This is a genomic window from Fuscovulum ytuae, assembly GCF_029953595.1.
Taxonomy (GTDB): domain Bacteria; phylum Pseudomonadota; class Alphaproteobacteria; order Rhodobacterales; family Rhodobacteraceae; genus Paragemmobacter; species Paragemmobacter ytuae.
Map to the genome: position 1 here is coordinate 393,104 of NZ_CP124535.1, position 17,551 is coordinate 410,654.

15 protein-coding genes are annotated in these 17,551 nt (G+C 62.1%); 3 read left to right on the forward strand and 12 right to left on the reverse strand.

Annotated elements, in window-relative coordinates; all coding sequences use genetic code 11:
- Positions 1-120: 120 nt before the first annotated feature.
- Both QF092_RS01945 and QF092_RS01950 read left to right on the forward strand, forming a co-directional pair.
- Complete coding sequence (locus QF092_RS01945; RefSeq protein WP_281467114.1) at positions 121-1,500, forward strand: sensor histidine kinase; 1,380 nt, start codon at positions 121-123, stop codon at positions 1,498-1,500.
- Position 1,501: 1 nt separating this feature from the next.
- Positions 1,502-2,725 carry a sigma-54-dependent transcriptional regulator gene (locus QF092_RS01950; protein ID WP_281467116.1) on the forward strand — a complete coding sequence of 408 codons (1,224 nt, stop codon included), beginning with the start codon at positions 1,502-1,504 and terminating at the stop codon, positions 2,723-2,725.
- Here QF092_RS01950 and QF092_RS01955 read toward each other — a convergent pair.
- From QF092_RS01955 to QF092_RS01980, 6 genes are all read right to left on the reverse strand, one after another.
- Positions 2,722-3,432, reverse strand: a complete 711-nt coding sequence (locus tag QF092_RS01955) for a phosphotransferase (protein WP_281467118.1) — start codon at positions 3,430-3,432, stop codon at positions 2,722-2,724. The genes QF092_RS01950 and QF092_RS01955 overlap by 4 nt on opposite strands.
- Positions 3,429-4,208, reverse strand: a complete 780-nt coding sequence (locus QF092_RS01960) for a hypothetical protein (protein WP_281467119.1) — start codon at positions 4,206-4,208, stop codon at positions 3,429-3,431. The genes QF092_RS01955 and QF092_RS01960 overlap by 4 nt, the downstream gene beginning before the upstream one ends.
- 338 nt (positions 4,209-4,546) lie before the next feature.
- Positions 4,547-5,386 (reverse strand): ABC transporter permease, encoded by an 840-nt coding sequence (locus QF092_RS01965; RefSeq protein WP_281467121.1) that lies wholly within the window; start codon positions 5,384-5,386, stop codon positions 4,547-4,549.
- A gap of 12 nt (positions 5,387-5,398) precedes the next feature.
- A complete protein-coding gene (locus QF092_RS01970; protein WP_281467123.1) occupies positions 5,399-6,322 on the reverse strand; it encodes an ABC transporter permease in 924 nt (307 codons plus the stop codon).
- Between the two features lie 3 nt (positions 6,323-6,325).
- A complete protein-coding gene (locus QF092_RS01975) occupies positions 6,326-7,408 on the reverse strand; it encodes an ABC transporter ATP-binding protein (RefSeq protein WP_281467125.1) in 1,083 nt (360 codons plus the stop codon).
- A 176-nt stretch (positions 7,409-7,584) separates the two neighbouring features.
- Positions 7,585-8,712 carry an extracellular solute-binding protein gene (locus QF092_RS01980; protein ID WP_281467127.1) on the reverse strand — a complete coding sequence of 376 codons (1,128 nt, stop codon included), beginning with the start codon at positions 8,710-8,712 and terminating at the stop codon, positions 7,585-7,587.
- 318 nt (positions 8,713-9,030) lie between these two features.
- Here QF092_RS01980 and QF092_RS01985 point away from each other — a divergent pair, with 318 nt between their 5' ends.
- Positions 9,031-10,116 carry a glycosyl transferase family 90 gene (locus QF092_RS01985; RefSeq protein WP_281467128.1) on the forward strand — a complete coding sequence of 362 codons (1,086 nt, stop codon included), beginning with the start codon at positions 9,031-9,033 and terminating at the stop codon, positions 10,114-10,116.
- Positions 10,117-10,122: 6 nt separating this feature from the next.
- Here QF092_RS01985 and QF092_RS01990 read toward each other — a convergent pair whose 3' ends face one another.
- From QF092_RS01990 to QF092_RS02015, 6 genes are read right to left on the reverse strand one after another with little or no spacing between them, the layout of a single operon-like run.
- Positions 10,123-10,980, reverse strand: coding sequence for a hypothetical protein (locus tag QF092_RS01990; RefSeq protein ID WP_281467130.1), 858 nt, complete (start codon positions 10,978-10,980; stop codon positions 10,123-10,125).
- On the reverse strand, positions 10,981-11,877 hold the full coding sequence (locus QF092_RS01995) for a hypothetical protein (protein WP_281467132.1): 897 nt from the start codon (positions 11,875-11,877) through the stop codon (positions 10,981-10,983).
- A complete protein-coding gene (locus QF092_RS02000) occupies positions 11,870-13,006 on the reverse strand; it encodes a glycosyltransferase family 61 protein (protein ID WP_281467134.1) in 1,137 nt (378 codons plus the stop codon). The genes QF092_RS01995 and QF092_RS02000 overlap by 8 nt, the downstream gene beginning before the upstream one ends.
- Positions 12,999-15,365: a sulfatase-like hydrolase/transferase gene (locus QF092_RS02005; RefSeq protein WP_281467136.1), complete on the reverse strand. Its 2,367-nt coding sequence runs from the start codon at positions 15,363-15,365 to the stop codon at positions 12,999-13,001. Before QF092_RS02005 ends, QF092_RS02000 begins: the two co-directional genes overlap by 8 nt.
- On the reverse strand, positions 15,355-16,110 hold the full coding sequence (locus QF092_RS02010) for a LamG domain-containing protein (protein WP_281467138.1): 756 nt from the start codon (positions 16,108-16,110) through the stop codon (positions 15,355-15,357). The genes QF092_RS02005 and QF092_RS02010 overlap by 11 nt, the downstream gene beginning before the upstream one ends.
- Positions 16,110-17,549, reverse strand: coding sequence for a hypothetical protein (locus QF092_RS02015; protein ID WP_281467140.1), 1,440 nt, complete (start codon positions 17,547-17,549; stop codon positions 16,110-16,112). Before QF092_RS02015 ends, QF092_RS02010 begins: the two co-directional genes overlap by 1 nt.
- Positions 17,550-17,551: the final 2 nt, after the last annotated feature.

Below are 17,551 nucleotides of genomic sequence, written 5' to 3' on the forward strand. Positions count from 1 at the left end.
AATCGCCGGGGCAAAATGGGGCAAAAGCCCCATTACCCTCTCTCCGTTCCATCCGACCTGATTTGCGCGCGACGCAAGTTGTGGTTTGGTGCAATCACGATGGACCCAGCGGAGGATGGCATGAGCCTTCTGATCGGCGCCACTAGTCTGCGCGATTCACCGCATCATTTGCGGATGCTCACGATCTTTTTCGTGATCAGTTTCGTTGCAATCTTTTCCACGGCAGTGATCCTGTCGACGGCGCTTTCACGGTACATCATCGACCAGATGATGATGCGCGATGCGATCGTTTCGACGGAATTCCTGAACTCCATTGTCCATGTTGAACAGGCCGCCCCCTATTTCCTTGGCATTACGGACGCGCCAACCCCACCTGACGTAAAGGAATTCGTCTCCCACGTTTCACGTTTGCCGGATGTCTTCCGGGCGAATGTCTATGGTTTTGACGGACATATTCTTTGGTCTAGCGATCCACAGATGGTTGGAAAGAAATTTGATGACAACGAGGAACTCGCCGAGGCGATGGAAGGTCGGTTGGAACCTGAGTTGAGCGTGATCAGTCGCGGCGACAAGGATGAACATGTCGGCTTTCCGGACGGCGTGGACCGCTTTATCGAATATTACATTCCGATCCGGCGCGAAATCACGGGTGAGGTTGTGGGCGCTGTCGAAGTGTATAAGGCACCGGAAAGCCTGCTTGCCTCTATGACCGAAATTCGAAAACTGGCTTGGCTTGGTGCGCTTGCGGCAGGTTGTGCGCTGTTTGGGGGGCTTGCCGTCGTTGTCGCCTATGCCAGCCGCGTCTTGCAGCGGCAGGAAGCCCGTATCGTCGAAACCGAACGTCTCGCCGTGGTAGGAGAGATGGCCTCTGCCGTCGCGCATGGTTTGCGCAATCCGCTTGCGGCCATCCGATCCTGCGCCGAATTGACTATGGAAGACGACATCCCCGATCACAGCCGGGACGCCATCCGCGACATCACCAACCAAGTTGACCGTCTGGAAAGCTGGATTCGCGCCTTCCTGATCCGCAGCCGCAACGACCCCGGCAGCCTTTCCGACCAGGCGCAGATCGATCAGGTGATCCAGCGCTGTTTGGAAAACTTCGAAGCACAGATGCGCAAGCGGGGCATCGTTGCGGTGATGTCGGGAGGAAGGGGCCATCCGATTGCCTTGGCACAACCTTCCGAGCTTGAGCAGGTCCTGAACTCGATCATCTCGAACAGTATCGAGGCCATGCAAAAGGGGGGGAAACTGGGTATTGGCTGGTCCACCCGGCCTGACGGCAAAGTGGCCATCATTATCACCGACACCGGCCCCGGTATCCCGCCAGACATGGTTGGGCGCCTGTTCAAGCCTTTTGAAACTGGCAAGGCGGCGGGGCTTGGCGTTGGTCTCGCGCTGGGCCGTCGCATCGTAGAACGGATGGGGGGCTCCCTCGATCTGAAGAACCGCCCGAGCGAGGGTGTGGAAGTCACCCTCATCCTTCCGGGGCATGCTTGACATGACTGACATTCTGATCATCGAAGACGAGGACGTTCTTGCCCGTTCGATTGTGGGTTTTCTTGAAAGACGCGGTTTTTCGGCGGGATTTGCGATTGACGGACAAAGCGCGGTGGCCCTTTTCCGGCGTGAGAGACCGCGATTGGTGATCCTTGACGTCCGACTTGGGCGCGAGAATGGGCTTGATCTTCTTCCGACCCTGCGAGGGATCAACCCCGAAGCGCAGATTGTTGTGATGACAGGGCATGGCGATGTTGGCATCGCGGTCGAGGCGATGAAGCGGGGTGCACGGGATTTTCTGATGAAACCCGCCCCGCTTGCGATGATCGCCGGGATGGCTGCTGAATTGATCCTTCAGGATAATGCGCGCCCCGTGGATGTAACGGGGGTGGACAGGATCGTTGGGCGATCCTCTGCAGCCATTGACCTGCGTGCCACTCTGCGCCGTCTGGCTTCGGCGGCGGAAGGGCTGCAGCCGCCCGGCGTTCTGCTGAGCGGTCCGCGGGGCAGTGGCAAAACCCTCGCCGCACGGGCCTTGCACGAAACGGTTCAGGACATCCGCGGCAAGATGGAATGCATCGACTGTTCGGTCGGTGAAGGTCAGGTCGAAACAGCCTTGCAGGCCGGGGCGCGGGTTCTGATGCTAAGGCATGTCGATGCTATGGGCGAAGAAGAGCAGGGAAAACTCGTCCGCGCTTTGGAGGCCGATCCGGGACTTTGGGTTATTGCCACCACCGCGCGCAACCTTGGCGCTTTGGAGCGTAAGGGAAATTTCCGTCCCGACCTTCTTTATCGCATACAAGTTGGCTGGGTCGATGTACCCCCGCTTGCAGATCATAGTTCCGATATCCTGCCTCTGGCCGAGGAATTCGCCCGCCGAACCGCGTTCCGCTTTTCGAGAACGCGTCCTCGTCTGACCGGGGAGGCAAGGGTAAAGCTGTTGCAACATGATTGGCCCGGCAATGTCGCGGAACTTGAGAACTGCGTTGAACGCGCCGTCATTCAGTCGAACGACGGCATGATCAGCGCCGGCGATATCAAGATCATCGATCATTCCGAACGTGAAGAAGCGGCCGTGCCCAACCTGACGAAGATGGAGGAAACCGCACTGGTCAAGGCATTGCGGGTCACGGGCGGAAATGTTTCGCGCGCCGCTGAGATGTTGGGAATATCCCGGGACACGCTGCGCTATCGCATGGAGAAATTCGGCATTTCAAGGCGTTAAATCAGATATTCAACCTGATGCAGAAGGGAGGTATCGCCCTTTTCCGCCTGTTTCAGCGCCCTGCGAAAGATTGCAAGTGTCGTGAAATCCCCAAGGCTGAGCAGATCAATGCCGCCTGCCATGGCACGCCATTCCCGAAGGACCGACCGCCGCGCCTGCTCTTGCCGATCTGCCAGCGCCATGTCCGGTGGACCTTGTTGGGTGGCGAGCCAGGCGATCAGATTGCCGAGATCGGCTTCACTTGGGCCAAGGGCAAGATCATCCAGATCAAGAAGCCAGCTAAGACCCTCGGCGTCGCGGATCACCTGCGCCGGGTGGAAATCGCCGTGGCAGAGCCTTTGCATCTCGTTCCTCAGCCGCGGCATGATTTGCCTGATCCGGTTGGTCATCCAGATAGGGGCCAAGGAAAGACGGGGATGGATGCGGGCGAGGGGATCGTAAGGTTGCAGGCTAAGTCCGGGTGGCTTGATCCGATGCAGATTGACCAAGGGCGCGAGTAGGTCGGGCTTTGAAGCAAGAAGTGCCGTCGCAGTGTCGCCATGAATGCGAGGAAAGCACAAGGTCAGGTCGCTCGTCCGGGTCGGAACTGGCGTTGTAATCCCTGCCTCGTGCAGCGCCTTTGCGCGCGCCAAGGCGGCCTCTGCTGCTGCTGCCGAAGAAAAGCGCTTTAGAACAGTGCTTTGCCCGATGGTAACGCGCGCGTTCATCCCGTGGCCAAGATCGCTTGCGCTGCTTGGTCTTCACCGCTCGGCCCCAAGATGACAGGCGGGCGGCGCAGGCGGTGCTGAAGGACCTTGGCGAGCCAAAGGCCGTTTGTCGGGTGGATCGTGCCGTTTGGCGATAGGTGGGGGGCCCAATGGGCGACGCGGTCGTTTTGGTTGTCGATGGAGCGGGGGATGGCGATCAGATGCGCGGGAGTGGAGGTGGTGGCGAGTTCGAGGACGGAATTGTAACCAGCCGTCGAAATCACGGCATCTGCTGTCATGAAGTGTTGGTTGAGGTTGCCGCCGGGGTCAATTGTTCCATCGATTCCAGAGACTTGGCCAAAGGCCTTCGCGCGCGGTCCTATGGCCTGCACCGCATCAAAAGGGACAGGGCAGGCCGCACGTAGTTGGGAAAGAAGAGTCCCAATCCGATCATAGATCTCTGCCGAGGTTTGCGCGGTGCCGCCACCGCCCGTCGCAATAAGCAGCAGGGCGCGCCTTCGGGCGGGCGGCGCTGGCATTTCTGTATTTCGGTAAATCCAACCCACAGAAACAAGGCCTTGGCTGGTTCCATCAGGCATTTGAGGAACCCAGTGATCGGCCGGATTGGCAATCAGGATACGAGTCCAAGGGCAGTGGTGGGGGTGGAAGCGCGAAAGATGCTCGTGCGGAGTTTCTCGCAGAATGAGGATGCGTGCTTTGGCGCGATCCTCCAGTTCCGGCAGGTTCATTGTATCGAGAACGGCTATGAAGGGCGTGGGGCCTGCCGCTGCCGGCATCTGGTCACGCTCTGCTACGGCTATGTGGTCAAAGGCAGAAATATCTTCCTTATCAAGGCCTTGTGGGGCGGCGTTGGTAATCAGTCTGAGGTGGCGGTTGGGGGCGGCGCGGCGCAGGGCGCGGGCGATGGTGGCGCTGCGGCGCAGGTGACCGAGGCCCGATTTCGACGTGGCGAAGAAGACGATCTGGGTAGAGGACACAGCAGAAACCCCGGCTTTTGTTGTGCAGGATGCTGTGCCGCAAACTGTGCAGCAAGTTGTGGCCACAGCCACCCTTGGGGCATTTCGCCCAAGGCCGGGAAAAGGGGGCGATCCTATGTTCGGATCGCCCCCCCAAATCACTCTTCCGGCGGCGCGTTGGCGCGCATCATCCGTTCGATCCGCCGCCGCCGCAATTCATAAAGGATCGCGGCCAGGATCGTGACGCTGATCATCACCACGGCCAGCGCGTTGATGGCAGGTGTGATCCCGGCCCGCACCATGGAGAAGACATAGACGGTCAAGGTATCCGCCCCGCCACGGGTGAACTGGGTGACGTTGTAATTCTCGATCGATTGGAAGAAAGCCACCGCCCCGCCCGCACCGATGGCGGGGTAGAGATGCGGCAGAAGGATGCGCCGCATCACTTGCGCATGGCTGGCCCCCAGATCAAGCGCCGCCTCTTCCAGCCCTGCATCAAAGCTTTGCAGTCGCGCCAGCACCAGAAGCATCACCATGGCAGCGATATAGCTGACTTGACCTAGGACCGAGAGGTGCAGGCCCGCACGGAACAGGAAGAAATCCGTATCCAACGCATTCCCCACCTTCGTCCAGAGCAGCATGGTCGAGATGCCGATCACCACGCCGGGGATGAGGATGGTGGAGATCATCAGCCCATAGACCATGGTGCGCACCCGGCCCGAGATGGAGTTGATCAGGATGGCCGATGCGGTGCCCACGATCACGGCAAGGATGGCCACGGCAGCCGCAACCCAGAGCGTATTGACGAAGGCGAGCATCATTCGGTCGTCGCCTGCCATTTCGCCGAACCATTTCAGGGTCCAGCCCTTCCACGGCACGATGGAAGGAAGGCGCGAGTCGTTGAAGGCTGCCCCCGCCATGACAAGAAGCGGCGCGATCAGGTAGATCAGGAACAGCGTCGCATAGAGATGCGAGAGGCTAAGGCGAAGTCGGTTCATCCTATGCCCCCCTTACTTCGCGATATCCGAGAGCTTTACCTTGAAGGCCCACATCGCGATGGCGACGAAGACCGTGCAGAGGAAAAGCAGCAGGAAGGCATAGGCGCTGGCCGTGTTCCAGTCGAGCGCGTCGTTGAACCACTGGTTGATGGTTTGTGTGAACCATTGCGAAGTGGTGGAGCCAAGGATCGACGGCACCAGCAAGGACCCTGCCGACAACATGAAAACCATGACAGAGCCAGAGGCCACGCCGGGCTTTGCATGGGGCAGGACGATGCGCCAATGGATCTTCCACCACGGCGCGCCAAGGTCTTCTGCCGCCTCGATCTGGTTGGTGTCGAGTGAGGACACGGCATTGTAGACCGGGAACAGCATGAAGAGGACGTAGGTATAGATCAGGCCGATCACCACCGCGTCATAGTCGGTGATCCAACGGACCGGAGAGTCGATCACCCCGATGGCCAGCAAGAGCGAGTTCAGCGGCCCCTTGAAGGCAAGGATGATCCACCATGCAAAGGCGCGCAGCACTTCGGACACCCAGAGGGGCACGAAGATCAGGAGGAGCAGGGTAGGGACGGACCGGGGGTTGGCGATCTTGGCCATGTAATAGGCCATGGGATAGGCGATCAGAAAACAGAGCGTTGTTACGACCACCGAATACCAGATCGTGAGGAAGAAGGTCATCACGTGGACGGGGACCATGAAGGTGATGCCGAAGGGCGAAACCTCCACCTCGCCGCCAAAGACCTTGAGGTAGTTGTCGAAGGAGTACACATCCTTCGGCCCGCCAATCTCTGTCACCGGGAGATAGGGGCGGAAGGAGCTTTCAAAAAGCGTGATGTTGGGGATGATGACGAGGATGGCCAACCAGAAGAAAACAAGAAGGCATATGATCGTCGTCAGGCCCAGACCGTAGCGTCGGATCAGATCCTGCATGGGTCAGCCCCTTGTGTCCGCATCGGGCAGGATGGCGGCGTGGCGGGCATCGAAGCCCATCCAGACCTGCGCGCCCACCTCGGGGATGGCAGAGGAGCCATCGTTGCGAAGTTCCGCCGTCATCTTCATCCCGCTGTCGGTGACGGCGTGGATGGCGATGAAATTGCCTTCGAACGAAACCTCTTCCACCCGGCCATGGATGGCATTTTCAGAGGGCGCGCTTTCACTGATAAGCGTGTGTTCGGGACGGACGTAAAGTTTCACGCCCTTGCCCGTGGCCTTTTCTCCCAGTCTTGCGCGGAACTGGCCGTGCGGGGTGGAGAAACTGGCCAGCCCGTCCGATGTCATCCCGACATCGCCGGAGAAGATGTTGTTCTCGCCCACGAAAGAGGCCACGAAGCCGTTGACCGGGTTGTTATAGATTTCGCGCGGGTCGGCGATCTGCTGAATGCGGCCATGGCTCATGACGCCGACGCGATCGGACATGGCAAGGGCTTCGCCTTGGTCGTGGGTGATGTAGATGAAGGTAACGCCCGTGCGTTTCTGGATGGCGCGCAGTTCGGCGCGCATGTGCTGACGAAGTTTGAGGTCGAGCGCGGAAAGCGGTTCGTCCAGCAGCATGACCTGCGGTTCGACGGCAAGGGCGCGGGCGATGGCGACGCGCTGTTTCTGGCCGCCGGAAAGCTGCGACACCATCTTGTCGGCGGCACCGGGCAGATCGACGAGTTTCAAGAGCTCCTCGGCCTTGGCGCGGCGGGTCGCTTTGTCGACGCCGCGCACCTCAAGCCCGAAGGAGATGTTTTCCCAGATCGGCATAAGGGGGAAAAGCGCGAGGTTCTGGAAGATGAGCGCGGTGGGGCGCTGGTTCGGGCGCTGGCCCTTCATATCCATGCCACCGATGCGGATCACGCCCTTCGTTGGGTCGATGAAACCCGAGATCATGCGGAGGATCGTGGTCTTGCCGCAGCCCGATGGCCCTAGGAAGGAAAAGAATTCCCCCGGCTTGATCGACACATTGGCATTGTCGACCGCGCGAAAGCTGCCGAAATCGCAGCAGACGTTTTCAAGTTCGATACCGGCGCTCATCGCGCTGTGTTCCCCTGTCGTTGTTCTTTTGGTTGCCCTCAGGCTAGCAGGCTGGACACCGGGCGCAATGTGTATCGCCAGATGGTCGCGCCGCATGGGGCCAGATGGTGTGCAGTGCTGAACAAATGAACACGCCGGGCCATGGGGCCCGGCGTGCGGCGTTGCTGATCCTGCGATCAGGCGGCCTTGTACTTGTCGGCATATTCCGCGCGCTTGGCGAGGAATTCGGCCGACTGGTCGGGCCACCACCACAGTTTCGACAGGGCCTCGTCGTTGAAGGTGCCGTTGTAATAGGCGGCAACATCCGGATCCATGAGTTCCGCCGCGCCCTTGCCGACCGGGTTGGCCGAGAAGGCGGTCGCCCACATGGCCGCGCCTTCGCCGGTGGAGACCCACTTCACGAATTCATGGGCCTGATCGACGTTGGTGGCGTTCTTCATGATCACGAAGCCCTGATGCCAGGCGAAGGCACCTTCCACCGGAGCAAGATAGGCATAGCCGTCATTGCGCAGGTTGAAGCCGGTCGAATCCCAGCACAGGCCGACGGTTGCGCCATTGGCAGTGAAGCCGGCATTGGCCTCATTCTCGCCCGACCACCACTGGACGACGTTGCCCTTGGCCTTCACGGCCTCGGCCAGCGCGATGTCCCAGAGTTCGGCCATGGCGCCCATATCGGTGTAGCTGTCCATCCACGGACGCGGCAGTTTGCCCTGCGCGTCGAGATAGCGGCCCATAGCGGCCAGCGCCGAATGCGGGCGCAGCACGGCCATGTTGTCGGCGCTGAAGAGATCGCCCAGCGAGGGCGGGTTCGACAGCTTGGCATCGGCCGTGTTGACCACAAGCGACTCGGTCCCCCAGACAGAGGGGACGTATTTCAGGACGCCGCCCGGACGCGAACGTTCACCCGCCGCGCCATCGGCGAGGCCGGGAAGGTAGTTGTCCATAGCAAGCTTCGATTCATCGAAAGCGCCCAGAAGGCCGTTCGAATCCCAAGCGCCGACGCGGTCAATCGTCGGTTCGATCAGGTCGATGCCGCCAGCTTCCAGCGCGACCTTGGCTTCGCCGAACATCGTGTCCTGATCGGGAAGTTCCTTGAAGTTGACCTTGATGCCGGTCGCGGCTTCGAAGGCCGGGAAGACCTTCTCGGCGAAGGAGGGATAGCCGGCCCAGCCGGTAAAGTTCAGCTCGCCCGAAGAGGCGAGGGCCTTGCGCGACACGATCGCGGGTGCAGCGAGTGCGCCAATACCAAGGGCGGTGCCCTTGAGCAGCGTACGGCGGTCGAGGGTGGAGTAGGATTTGGTCATATAGCTCCCCATTTCTGGCCGCCCGGTTGCACTGTGCAGCGGGCGGAGTGCTGATCGGACTACCCTGCCGATCTTGGCAGTATTGGTGGCACGATTCGCGCGGATATCAAACTGTGTTTTCATGATAGTTGCGTGATGGTCGGGGCGAATTTGAAAAGGTGCGTCATCCTGCCCAAGAGACAGGTCCGAAGAACCGGAAGGATGGGGGCAGGCCGTGTTGAATAGCCTTTTGCCGTTTACCCCTTTTGCGGTGCCTTTCGGCGGGGTGGACTGACACGGACAGTTTGCGCGGGCCAAGGATGAGGCTAGGTTCCGGCCATGTCAGTGAATGCTTTTGTCGAAGAATCGGTTGCCTTGCAGATGGGGGGCTATGCTGGACCCATGGCGCAGGGCGAGGCGGCGCTGTCGCGTGCTTTGCAGCGTTGCAGCGGCATGGGGATCGCCTTTCGGCCTGCCTTGGGGGAAGCCTTTGCGCTGGATGCAGACGGGGTAGGGCTGCGTCGGGTGGAAAGGAAGGCGCTTCCGGTCAAGACGGCGCGCGCCTTGGCCGATCTGTTGGCCTATGCGCCGGATTTTGACTTCATCATCGACATGCAGGACCGCCGCGCCGCGCGCATGGCACCGGATGAGGCGCCAACACCCCCGGTCTTTGCCTTTAACCGTTTGCAAGGGGATTCGCGGCGCATACTGATGCCGTTGGCCATCTATCATGATTTCGGGACGGGCCAGTTTGCAGATGTGGTGCGACCTGACGCGGTGGCGTGGGAAGATAAGGTGCCGCGGGTTGTTTGGCGTGGGATCACGGGCGGGCGTGCTGCGATGGATGCAGCGGGGCTTGTCGAAGGGATGCGCATGAAGATGGCGATGCGCCGCCTGCGCGAAGGCCGGATGACCGAAACGGAACTGCGCGAGGTGCTGGTGGCCTGCCCGCGCTGGGGTCTTTTGGATCGGATGCAGGGCGATCCGCGCTTTGACATGGGCTTTGTCGATGGGGATGGTTACGTCATCGCGCAGACGCCGCTGCATGCGCATCTGGAGCGACCCCGCGTGCCGCAAGTCGAGATGCAGCGCTATCGTTACATCGCGGTGTTGCGGGGGCTTGATGTGGGGTCATCCTTCTATTGGGTGATGAATTCCGGCAGTCTTGGCCTTGTGATGGAGACGCCGTTTGAAACCTTTGCCTCGGCCCATTTCCGGCCGGGGGAGGCCTATCTTCCGTTCCGATTGGATGGATCGGACCTTGGGGAGCGGCTGGACTGGGCCGAGGCGCATCAGAACGAGGTGCGCGCCATGGTGGCGCAGGCCGGGGAAACGGCGGCACTTCTGCTGCGGGCCGATCTGCGGGCCGAGGTTTTGCGCCGGATCGTGGCGCAGGTGGCGGCCTTGCCGCGCTTGGAAGGCTAGGGTCTCTTAGACCAGCCCAAAGAACCGATCCGGCACGATCACAGGAAGACCCTTGTCGGTGGCGCGTGGATCGGTGCTGGCGCGGGGGCGTCCGGCTGGGCTGCCATCCGCCTCGACCGGGAAATGGGTATGGGCAAGGGTCAGCGCTTCGTCCCAAGCGAGGGGGGCATCCGTCATCCCCAGCGCATCAAGGCGCAGGGTTTGATGTTCGACGAAAGAGGAATGCTGTGTCAGCCCGCCGCGCGCGGCAAGGCGTTCTTGGCCGATCCCACTGTCGCAAAGCGCCATGTGGAACAGAAAGAAGTGCTGGCTAAGACGCACATCGCGGTTCAGAAGGCGATGCGCCCCGCCTGCCCAATTGTTCCAGCGCGAGATTACGAAGGGTTTGGAGTAGCGGTCGGCCACGTAACCGTGCCGCCTTTGCCCAAGGATCGGCGCGGCGCGGTCAAGCGGTGCCGTTTCCGTGGCGGCTTGCACCATGTCGACCCCCATGGCGAAGATATAGCCCTGATCCCCGAGTTCCCCGAAAGCATCGGGCCAGTCGAGGCCGCTTGTCGGATCGATCACAACATATTCGTCGACATCGCCCCGGATCACATGGGTGTATTTCTTGCGCAACCTGTTTGCGCGGGCGGAAAGTTCCTTGGCGATCCAGCGGTCGTTGCGGATGCGCTGGCGGGGGGCGCCGGTGACGACTTCGACGCTGATGCCCGTCAGGTCGACATCCGGTTCCCAGTCATCGCCGTCGATGACGACGAAAAGGTTCTGCCGGCCCACGATGGCGCCGTAATGGGCGATCCATTTCGCGAGGAAAAAACTTTCGTGGCGGACATGGGTCAGGGCGCAGGCGAAATCCTTGGCCATTCATTCCTCTTCGGTCAGGTCACCCAGAAACCCTGCGGCGGTGAGCAGCGCCTCGGCTTCGGGTTGGTCAGTGTGGGGGAGACGATCGAGGGCCTGGGCGATCACCTCGGCCGATCCTGACCAGTCGCGCAGAAAGCGCGCGCGGTGGTAGTGCAGAATCTTGGGCGTGAAGGGATCGGGCAAGGTCCGCCCGTTCGAGATTGAGAAATTCGCCGCTTCGTCGATGATCTTATGGGCCAGACCGAAGCGGCGCATCGCTACGGGAAGGGCGATCTGGTCAAGCCAAGGGCGTTTGTTGGCGACGCCGACCTCATGGTCGATTTTGCGGGCGGTATCCAGCCAGAGTTGGCCGAAGGTCTTGCCATCGACCCTATCGGTTTCGCGCTGGGCGATGAACCCTGCGTTGAAATAGGGCGGTGACCGCCGCCGCGCCCCGCGCAAAAGGCGGATGCGATCTTCGGGCATGGGAAGGCCGAAATGGGCATAGACCCGTTCCCAGCGCCCCTCTTCCTTGCCCCAGGATTGGATGCCTTCGGGCACCACCGAAACCTCGCCGTGGGCGGGAAGGTCCGTCGGATCAAGCGGGGCGGCCATGACCATGTCGGTGTCAAGGAACACAGAAATGGCCGCGTCGCGCGGTTGTGCCAGCGCGATGATCTTGTTGCCATGCGGATAGGCCCCGCGCCAAAGGCCCTGAGACGACGGTAGGGGCAGGATCAGGCCGCCCACCGACTTGAACATGGATTGCACGGCGGCAGGGGCCGGATCGGTGCCGATCGGGCGGTAGCCGATGATCATCGAATAGGGGTGATGGCGCCGGATCGACGCGGCAAGAAGCAGCGACTGTGCCTCTAGTCGCGGGCCTTCGACAACGAAGAGGAAAGCGATATCAGGCATGGGTGGCAATCACCGGATAGCGTGTCATGGCTTGACCTTGGCGGGCTTCGATGTCGGCCACGGCTCGGGCGATTTGGTCTTCGCTGGGGGTCTGCCAACGCGTGCCAGCGGGCAGAAAACCCGCCTGCGACAGGGCTTGCCCGACATGCGGAAAGTCGAGAAGCGCATGGGTTTCGCGTTTGACCACGCGGCGCCCGGTCGGAAACCAGAAGTCGCGAATAGCGTCGATCCGCGTGGGGTCGGTGGCGGCAAAATGGCGGAACTGGCGGATGTAGTCGTCGATGTTCTGTGACGGGCCACGGTTCAGGATGGCAACCTGTGCCCCTTCCGGCAACACCATGGCCGCAAGGTGCAGGGCCGATCCATCCAAGGCCACGACGGCGCGCGCCGCACGGTAGCGGGCGAGCTGCACCGTCAGCGGATGTTCCTGCGGATGAAAGACGGTATAGCCCGCCTGTTCCATCTGCGCCTCGATCACGCTTTCCAGAAGGACCGAGCCGCGTTTCGAAGGCAGGCGAGAGCGGGAGATGTAAAGCTTTTCCGGCCCCTCAGGCGGGGCGGCGCGGGAAAGCCTGTCGCGCATGAAGGCACGGTATTCCGGGCGACCTGCCGCCATGTCGCCAATGCCGAACCCCTGCTCGGGGATGACCATTTCATCCACGATCACAGGGGATTGCGGCGCGCGTATCCTGAGCCTTTTCAGGCCCATGGCATGAAATAGCGCGAGATGATCGCGGATCATGCGGTTTTCGTGGCCGAAGCGGAGTTTGGGGTGAAAGAGGATGCCGTCCACGCCCTGAACATGGTCAAGCGCCCAAAGGCGCGCGGTGGATTCGCACAAGAGATGACCGAAATGGCCGTAGAATATCCCGCCAAAGAGCCAGCGGCCCGGCAGATGTTCGGCTGTGGCGGCAGGATCGTGGTCGGGCAGGGTGGTGATCGGTTCGCCCCACCAGCGCCAGCATTCGGCGGCAGGGATCGGTGCGCCTGCACCATCAAAGAGGGCGGCGGCGCGGCGCGCGCCGGGCGGATCGGTCATGCCCCAAGGCACTTGGGTCACGTCCGGGAGTATGTCCAGATCAAGCGGGCGGTCGGGATCGAAGGGGGGGAGGGGGGATGTGTCAGCCATCGCCATCCTCGTCTTCCGGGGGGGTGAAGCTGTCGGGGCGCGGGGCGGTGGCGTGATCAAAGCGGTCGATGCGCGAGATTTGCCGCAAGATCTGGTCCGGGTCGTGCTGGCCGTGCAAGATCACGGTGGACAGGCCTGCGATGATGCTGACGCCATTGCCTTCGCGGGCGAGTACGGGGTCTTCGGGCCAGCCTGCAAGGATAAGCTGGTCTTCGCTGGAAAAGCCCGTGATGTCGGTCACGCCGCCCCATGCGACCGTGTAGGTGACGCCACCACCTGCGCCGCTGATCCGGTTTTCCCCGGGGCCTACGAAGATGCGGTCACGGCCGGGGCCTGAGATAACCTCGTTCCGTCCGGGGCCAGTGTGAATTTCCACGCTGCGGTCGCCTGCGCGAAGCGTATCATTTCCGGGGCCGCCATAGAGTTTTGCAAAGCCGTCGCCTGCCGTGATGACATCATCGCCGGGGCCGCCGTCAAGCGTGTCACGCCCGTTGCCGCCGATCAGCGTGTCATTCCCCGCTCCGCCAAAGAAGGCATGGCGGTCATTGCGGCGCATGGATTGGGCGACAAGGCGGTCATCACCCGCGCCGCCTTCAAAGATCGCGCCCGCATAGACGGGGCCCAGCATCACATCGCCTTGATCTGAGCCGCGCACATGGACGGAGACGCGTTCGGACGCCTCAAATTCGATGGCGCTTTCGGGATGGGCGACGATTCGGAGGACCTTGCCGATTTTGCCATCCGCCTCGTTTCTTGCCGTGACGGTGCCAATGCGGACGCAGTCGATATTTGCGGGCACGCGCAGAACATGGCCGTCGGGTCCGGCCAGATACCAAAGCGTGTCATGCCCGCCATCAGGGCGTTCGACGATCTGGTCGGCGGCGCTGCCATAGGCCCAGTAATTATTGTCAGCTGCGCCCCCGTCCAGCACCACGGTGCCATCCATGGCCATCATGGCATGCAGGCCCGCACCGGGATGTTCCATGCCGCGAAGATCAAGGCCCAGATCGGCGGCTGCCTTGACCAATTCTTGCCTGAGGGCGGGTGTATCGGGGCCGTCGATCAGGTTCGTCGTTTCGCCCGGATCGGCGACCACGTTGTAGACATGTTCTTCGCCATTTGGGTAACGGAAATAGCGCAGGTGATCGAGACCCGCGACCGAAGGGCGGACCGAGAGCGTGCCGAAGACGGCTGTCAGCGGGGATTTGCTGCGGTCATACATGCCGAAAGAGGGGTCGATCAGCGGAAGCAGGCTTTGCCCCGACACCCATTCCTCGGGCGGGGAAAGGCCCGCGATATCGAGCAGCGTCTTGGGCAGGTTATGCAGCGAAACGGGCAGCGCGACCTCAACCCCGCCGGGCATGGCGGCGTGCCAGATCCCCAAGGGAACATGGGCGGCGCTGTCCCACTGACTCATCTTATGAAAGCTGTCATGGGTGCCGAGGTTGAAGCCATTGTCGGAGAGCAGAACAACGGTGGTCTTGGTCCCAAGCGGCGAGGCGCGCAGTGTGTCCATGAAGCGACCGATTTCATGATCGACATGAGAGCAGGCGGCGAAATAGGCGCGCACCACCTGCCGCCATGCGTGATCGCCCGCCTTTTCGGGCGTCCATTGCCCGTTGACGATATAGGCCAGTTCATAGACCGCCATGCCGGGTTGCGGCCCGTTAAAATCATCGGGATGGGCGCTGTCGGGCCAACAGATCGCGTCGGGGTCATAGAGTTGATAGAAGCGGTCGGGGCAGGTCAGGTTGTAATGCGGGTGCTTGAAGCCCAGCTGGATCAGGTGGCGGCGGTTGGGATCGGCGCGACCGATATAGTCGATGGCGTTCTGGGCAACGGCGTGGTCATAGAACGTGTGATCCATTGACCCGTCGTCATTGGGATAGTTCACGCCTGCGATCCCCGGCCCCTTGTCGAGATAGGGATGGACATCCCGGCGACGGCCACGATCGGCGGCCTCAACATCCTCGTGGAATAGGATGCGGCGATAGTCTTCCGGCATCGGCCTGTAATTCGCGTCGGTCTTGCCGGTGGTGAAGGTGCGAAAGCCCGCGCGGCGCAGGTCATAGACCCATGAGGCGGTGGGCGGCAGCACATCGCGCCAGAAGCGGTTGAGGTCTACCAGACCGGTACGGAAGGGGGATAGGCCGGTGGAGATTTCTGCCCGGCAGGGGGCGCAGAGCGGGATAGTGGCATAGGCATTGGCAAAGCGGGTGCCTTCGCGCATCAGCCGGTCGATATTGGGTGTCTGGATCGTCACGCCAAAGGCCGTGCGCCAAGTGAAGATGTCGATCATGTCGTCGATCCAGATCAGGCAGAGATTGCCGTTCTGGATCGTCGTGCGGTCAAAGCCCATGTCGCCCCCTTTCCCTGCGCAGCGTGAGGGCAGCTGAAAGGTCGGGCTGGCCGTCCGTGGGCCAAATGAGGATGTCGAAAAGGTGGAAACTGCCAAGCTTGTTCTTCAGCCCCGGTCGGGCATTCCGGCAGCCGATGTAAAGGTCCGCCGGGCCGCCAATGGCGAGGGGGGCGGTGGCGGCGCTGCGTCCATTCACCGACAGCGCAACATTGCCCGCGCTGAGCGAGATGGCCGCAAGGATCACCCCATCGGGTGACGGTGCGGTCAGGGACAAATCGCTGTCTTTGCGCCCGATGCGCAGGTGGCCATCCTCATGCGCGAGAAAGAGGTAACCGCTGCCATCCTTGGGTTGGATGGAAAGGACCGTGCCTGCTGCCGCCCCCGGCATGGGGCGGAAGAGTGAGGCGCAGGTGACACCGTCCAGATCTGGCAGCGCGTCGGACAGGCAGAGGCCGGAATTGACGCCCGCTTGGAACAGGAGCGCGCCTTCCGTGCTGCGTGCCGTGCCAGTTTCATTGGCGGGGACAGAGGTTGCCGCCTGACCTTCCGTCGATGGCCAAAGATGGAGTGGCGTGGTTTCGGGGGCATGGTCGCAAGACAGCCAGAGCGGCGCTGGCGGGCCAGAGGGGGCCTTTTGTTGCGCCGGGAGCGGTTGCTGTTTGGTGTTGGATGCCGTGGGTGCCTCTAGGGTCGAGACGAGCGCACCATTCGGCAGGCGGCCGGGGAAGTGGATCGGATCAGCCATCACGCCCCCCAGACTGGAAGGATTGCGGGCAGGGCCCAGCGATGTAGGGGCGGACCCCCGGCGGGATCGTCGGCCTTCCAATCATCGCGGATACCGCCGCGATTTGGCGGCAAGCCGGCTGCGCCGGGAGAAGGCTCTGCCCCATGGGCATAGTGAAGCGTCCCGCCTGTGGCGCAGGCATCGGTCAAAAGGATCAGCGCCTTAGGGTCATCCTCGGCAAGGGTGACGGCGGTGATCCGTGCGGTTGTGCCGGTAAGGCGGAACCCCAGCGCCGGGCCGGGAGAAAGGGCGTCAGACAGAACGAGCGGCCCCATGGCCTGCGCCGTGACCCGGATCTGGTTATCCATTGCTTCGGCGAGGAGGAAGGTTGGGCAATGCCAGTCGCGCCGCGCCAGTGCCTCGGTCAGGGCGAAAGCATCCATACGCGCCATGCGGGCGCGGGCGGTATCCGTCGGGCGCCCAAGGGCTGTCTGTTCGAACATATAGCCGGGGGCGGGGATCGTCAGGCGATGGGGGCCGGGTCGCCATGACAGGGTCGCATGGGCGGCAATGGCGGGATGGGTCGTGTCGCGGGCGGTGCCGGCTTCGGCTGTCAAAAGGAAAACTGGGCGGGCGATGTCGCGACGGATCAGCTCTGCCTCAAGCCGCGCCATGAGGGCGCGCAGGCCTTGGGCGAGGGTGGGGGCGTCACATTGGCGATCCTCTGGCCCGAAATCGATGGCGATGGCGGGGACGGAAAGGCGCGTGCCAAGGCTGCGTGCGGCGGCGATGCCGCTGTCGATCGCGGTAAGGAGGTTCGCAAAGGCCAATCCGGTTGGCAGGTCATACACGCTTGTGCTGCCATCGGTTTCGGCGCGGCAAAGATGCAGGGGCAGGGCGCGGCCTTGGGCTAGACGGTCTTGCAGCAGACATTCGGCCAGCAGCGTTTCGCGCGTGGACCAAGGAACCGATTGAAGCTTTGCTGTGGACTGCGCGGTGGCTGTGCCTTCCAACCCTACCGCGCCGATATCATCGCCGGGCGCGACGATGTGTTGGGCGAAAAGGGGCGGGCGCGAGATAAAGCCTGCTCGGCGCTGCCCGCCGATGGCGAAAAGCCCAAGAAGGGGGCCGGGCGCTGCGGCGACGATGTCACCTCCGGCGTGAGAGCGGCGATAGGTGCGGGGGCCAAGGGCGGGGTCGAAACGGGCATCGAAGAAAAGCCAACCGTCCTGATCGCGCAGGTTCCATGCATCGATATCACCCAGGGCGCGCGCATCCTGGCGCGGTGCCGGCAGGGGCAGGCGCTGGCGCAGATCGGCCAGCACCTTATCGGACAGGCGAAGGGTCAGGCCGGTTTCATCCCAAGTGACAACATCGCCGTTTTCGGCCCGGATCAGCACGCCTTCGGAGGGGGCATCCAGGGCGGAAGGCTTGTCTGTGGGCGGCGGGCGACGGGGCATCG

What these genes read in the sequence shown, in the direction of transcription:
- QF092_RS01945 (WP_281467114.1), top strand. Translation starts at nt 121, where the DNA reads ATGAGCCTTCTGATCGGCGCCACTAGTCTGCGCGATTCACCGCATCAT.
- QF092_RS01965 (WP_281467121.1), bottom strand. Translation starts at nt 5,386, where the DNA reads ATGAACCGACTTCGCCTTAGCCTCTCGCATCTCTATGCGACGCTGTTC.
- QF092_RS02010 (WP_281467138.1), bottom strand. Translation starts at nt 16,110, where the DNA reads ATGGCTGATCCGATCCACTTCCCCGGCCGCCTGCCGAATGGTGCGCTC.
- QF092_RS02015 (WP_281467140.1), bottom strand. Translation starts at nt 17,549, where the DNA reads ATGCCCCGTCGCCCGCCGCCCACAGACAAGCCTTCCGCCCTGGATGCC.
- QF092_RS01950 (WP_281467116.1), top strand. Translation starts at nt 1,502, where the DNA reads ATGACTGACATTCTGATCATCGAAGACGAGGACGTTCTTGCCCGTTCG.
- QF092_RS02000 (WP_281467134.1), bottom strand. Translation starts at nt 13,006, where the DNA reads ATGGCTGACACATCCCCCCTCCCCCCCTTCGATCCCGACCGCCCGCTT.
- QF092_RS01975 (WP_281467125.1), bottom strand. Translation starts at nt 7,408, where the DNA reads ATGAGCGCCGGTATCGAACTTGAAAACGTCTGCTGCGATTTCGGCAGC.
- QF092_RS01985 (WP_281467128.1), top strand. Translation starts at nt 9,031, where the DNA reads ATGTCAGTGAATGCTTTTGTCGAAGAATCGGTTGCCTTGCAGATGGGG.
- QF092_RS01955 (WP_281467118.1), bottom strand. Translation starts at nt 3,432, where the DNA reads ATGAACGCGCGCGTTACCATCGGGCAAAGCACTGTTCTAAAGCGCTTT.
- QF092_RS02005 (WP_281467136.1), bottom strand. Translation starts at nt 15,365, where the DNA reads ATGGGCTTTGACCGCACGACGATCCAGAACGGCAATCTCTGCCTGATC.
- QF092_RS01990 (WP_281467130.1), bottom strand. Translation starts at nt 10,980, where the DNA reads ATGGCCAAGGATTTCGCCTGCGCCCTGACCCATGTCCGCCACGAAAGT.
- QF092_RS01970 (WP_281467123.1), bottom strand. Translation starts at nt 6,322, where the DNA reads ATGCAGGATCTGATCCGACGCTACGGTCTGGGCCTGACGACGATCATA.
- QF092_RS01960 (WP_281467119.1), bottom strand. Translation starts at nt 4,208, where the DNA reads ATGCCGGCAGCGGCAGGCCCCACGCCCTTCATAGCCGTTCTCGATACA.
- QF092_RS01995 (WP_281467132.1), bottom strand. Translation starts at nt 11,877, where the DNA reads ATGCCTGATATCGCTTTCCTCTTCGTTGTCGAAGGCCCGCGACTAGAG.
- QF092_RS01980 (WP_281467127.1), bottom strand. Translation starts at nt 8,712, where the DNA reads ATGACCAAATCCTACTCCACCCTCGACCGCCGTACGCTGCTCAAGGGC.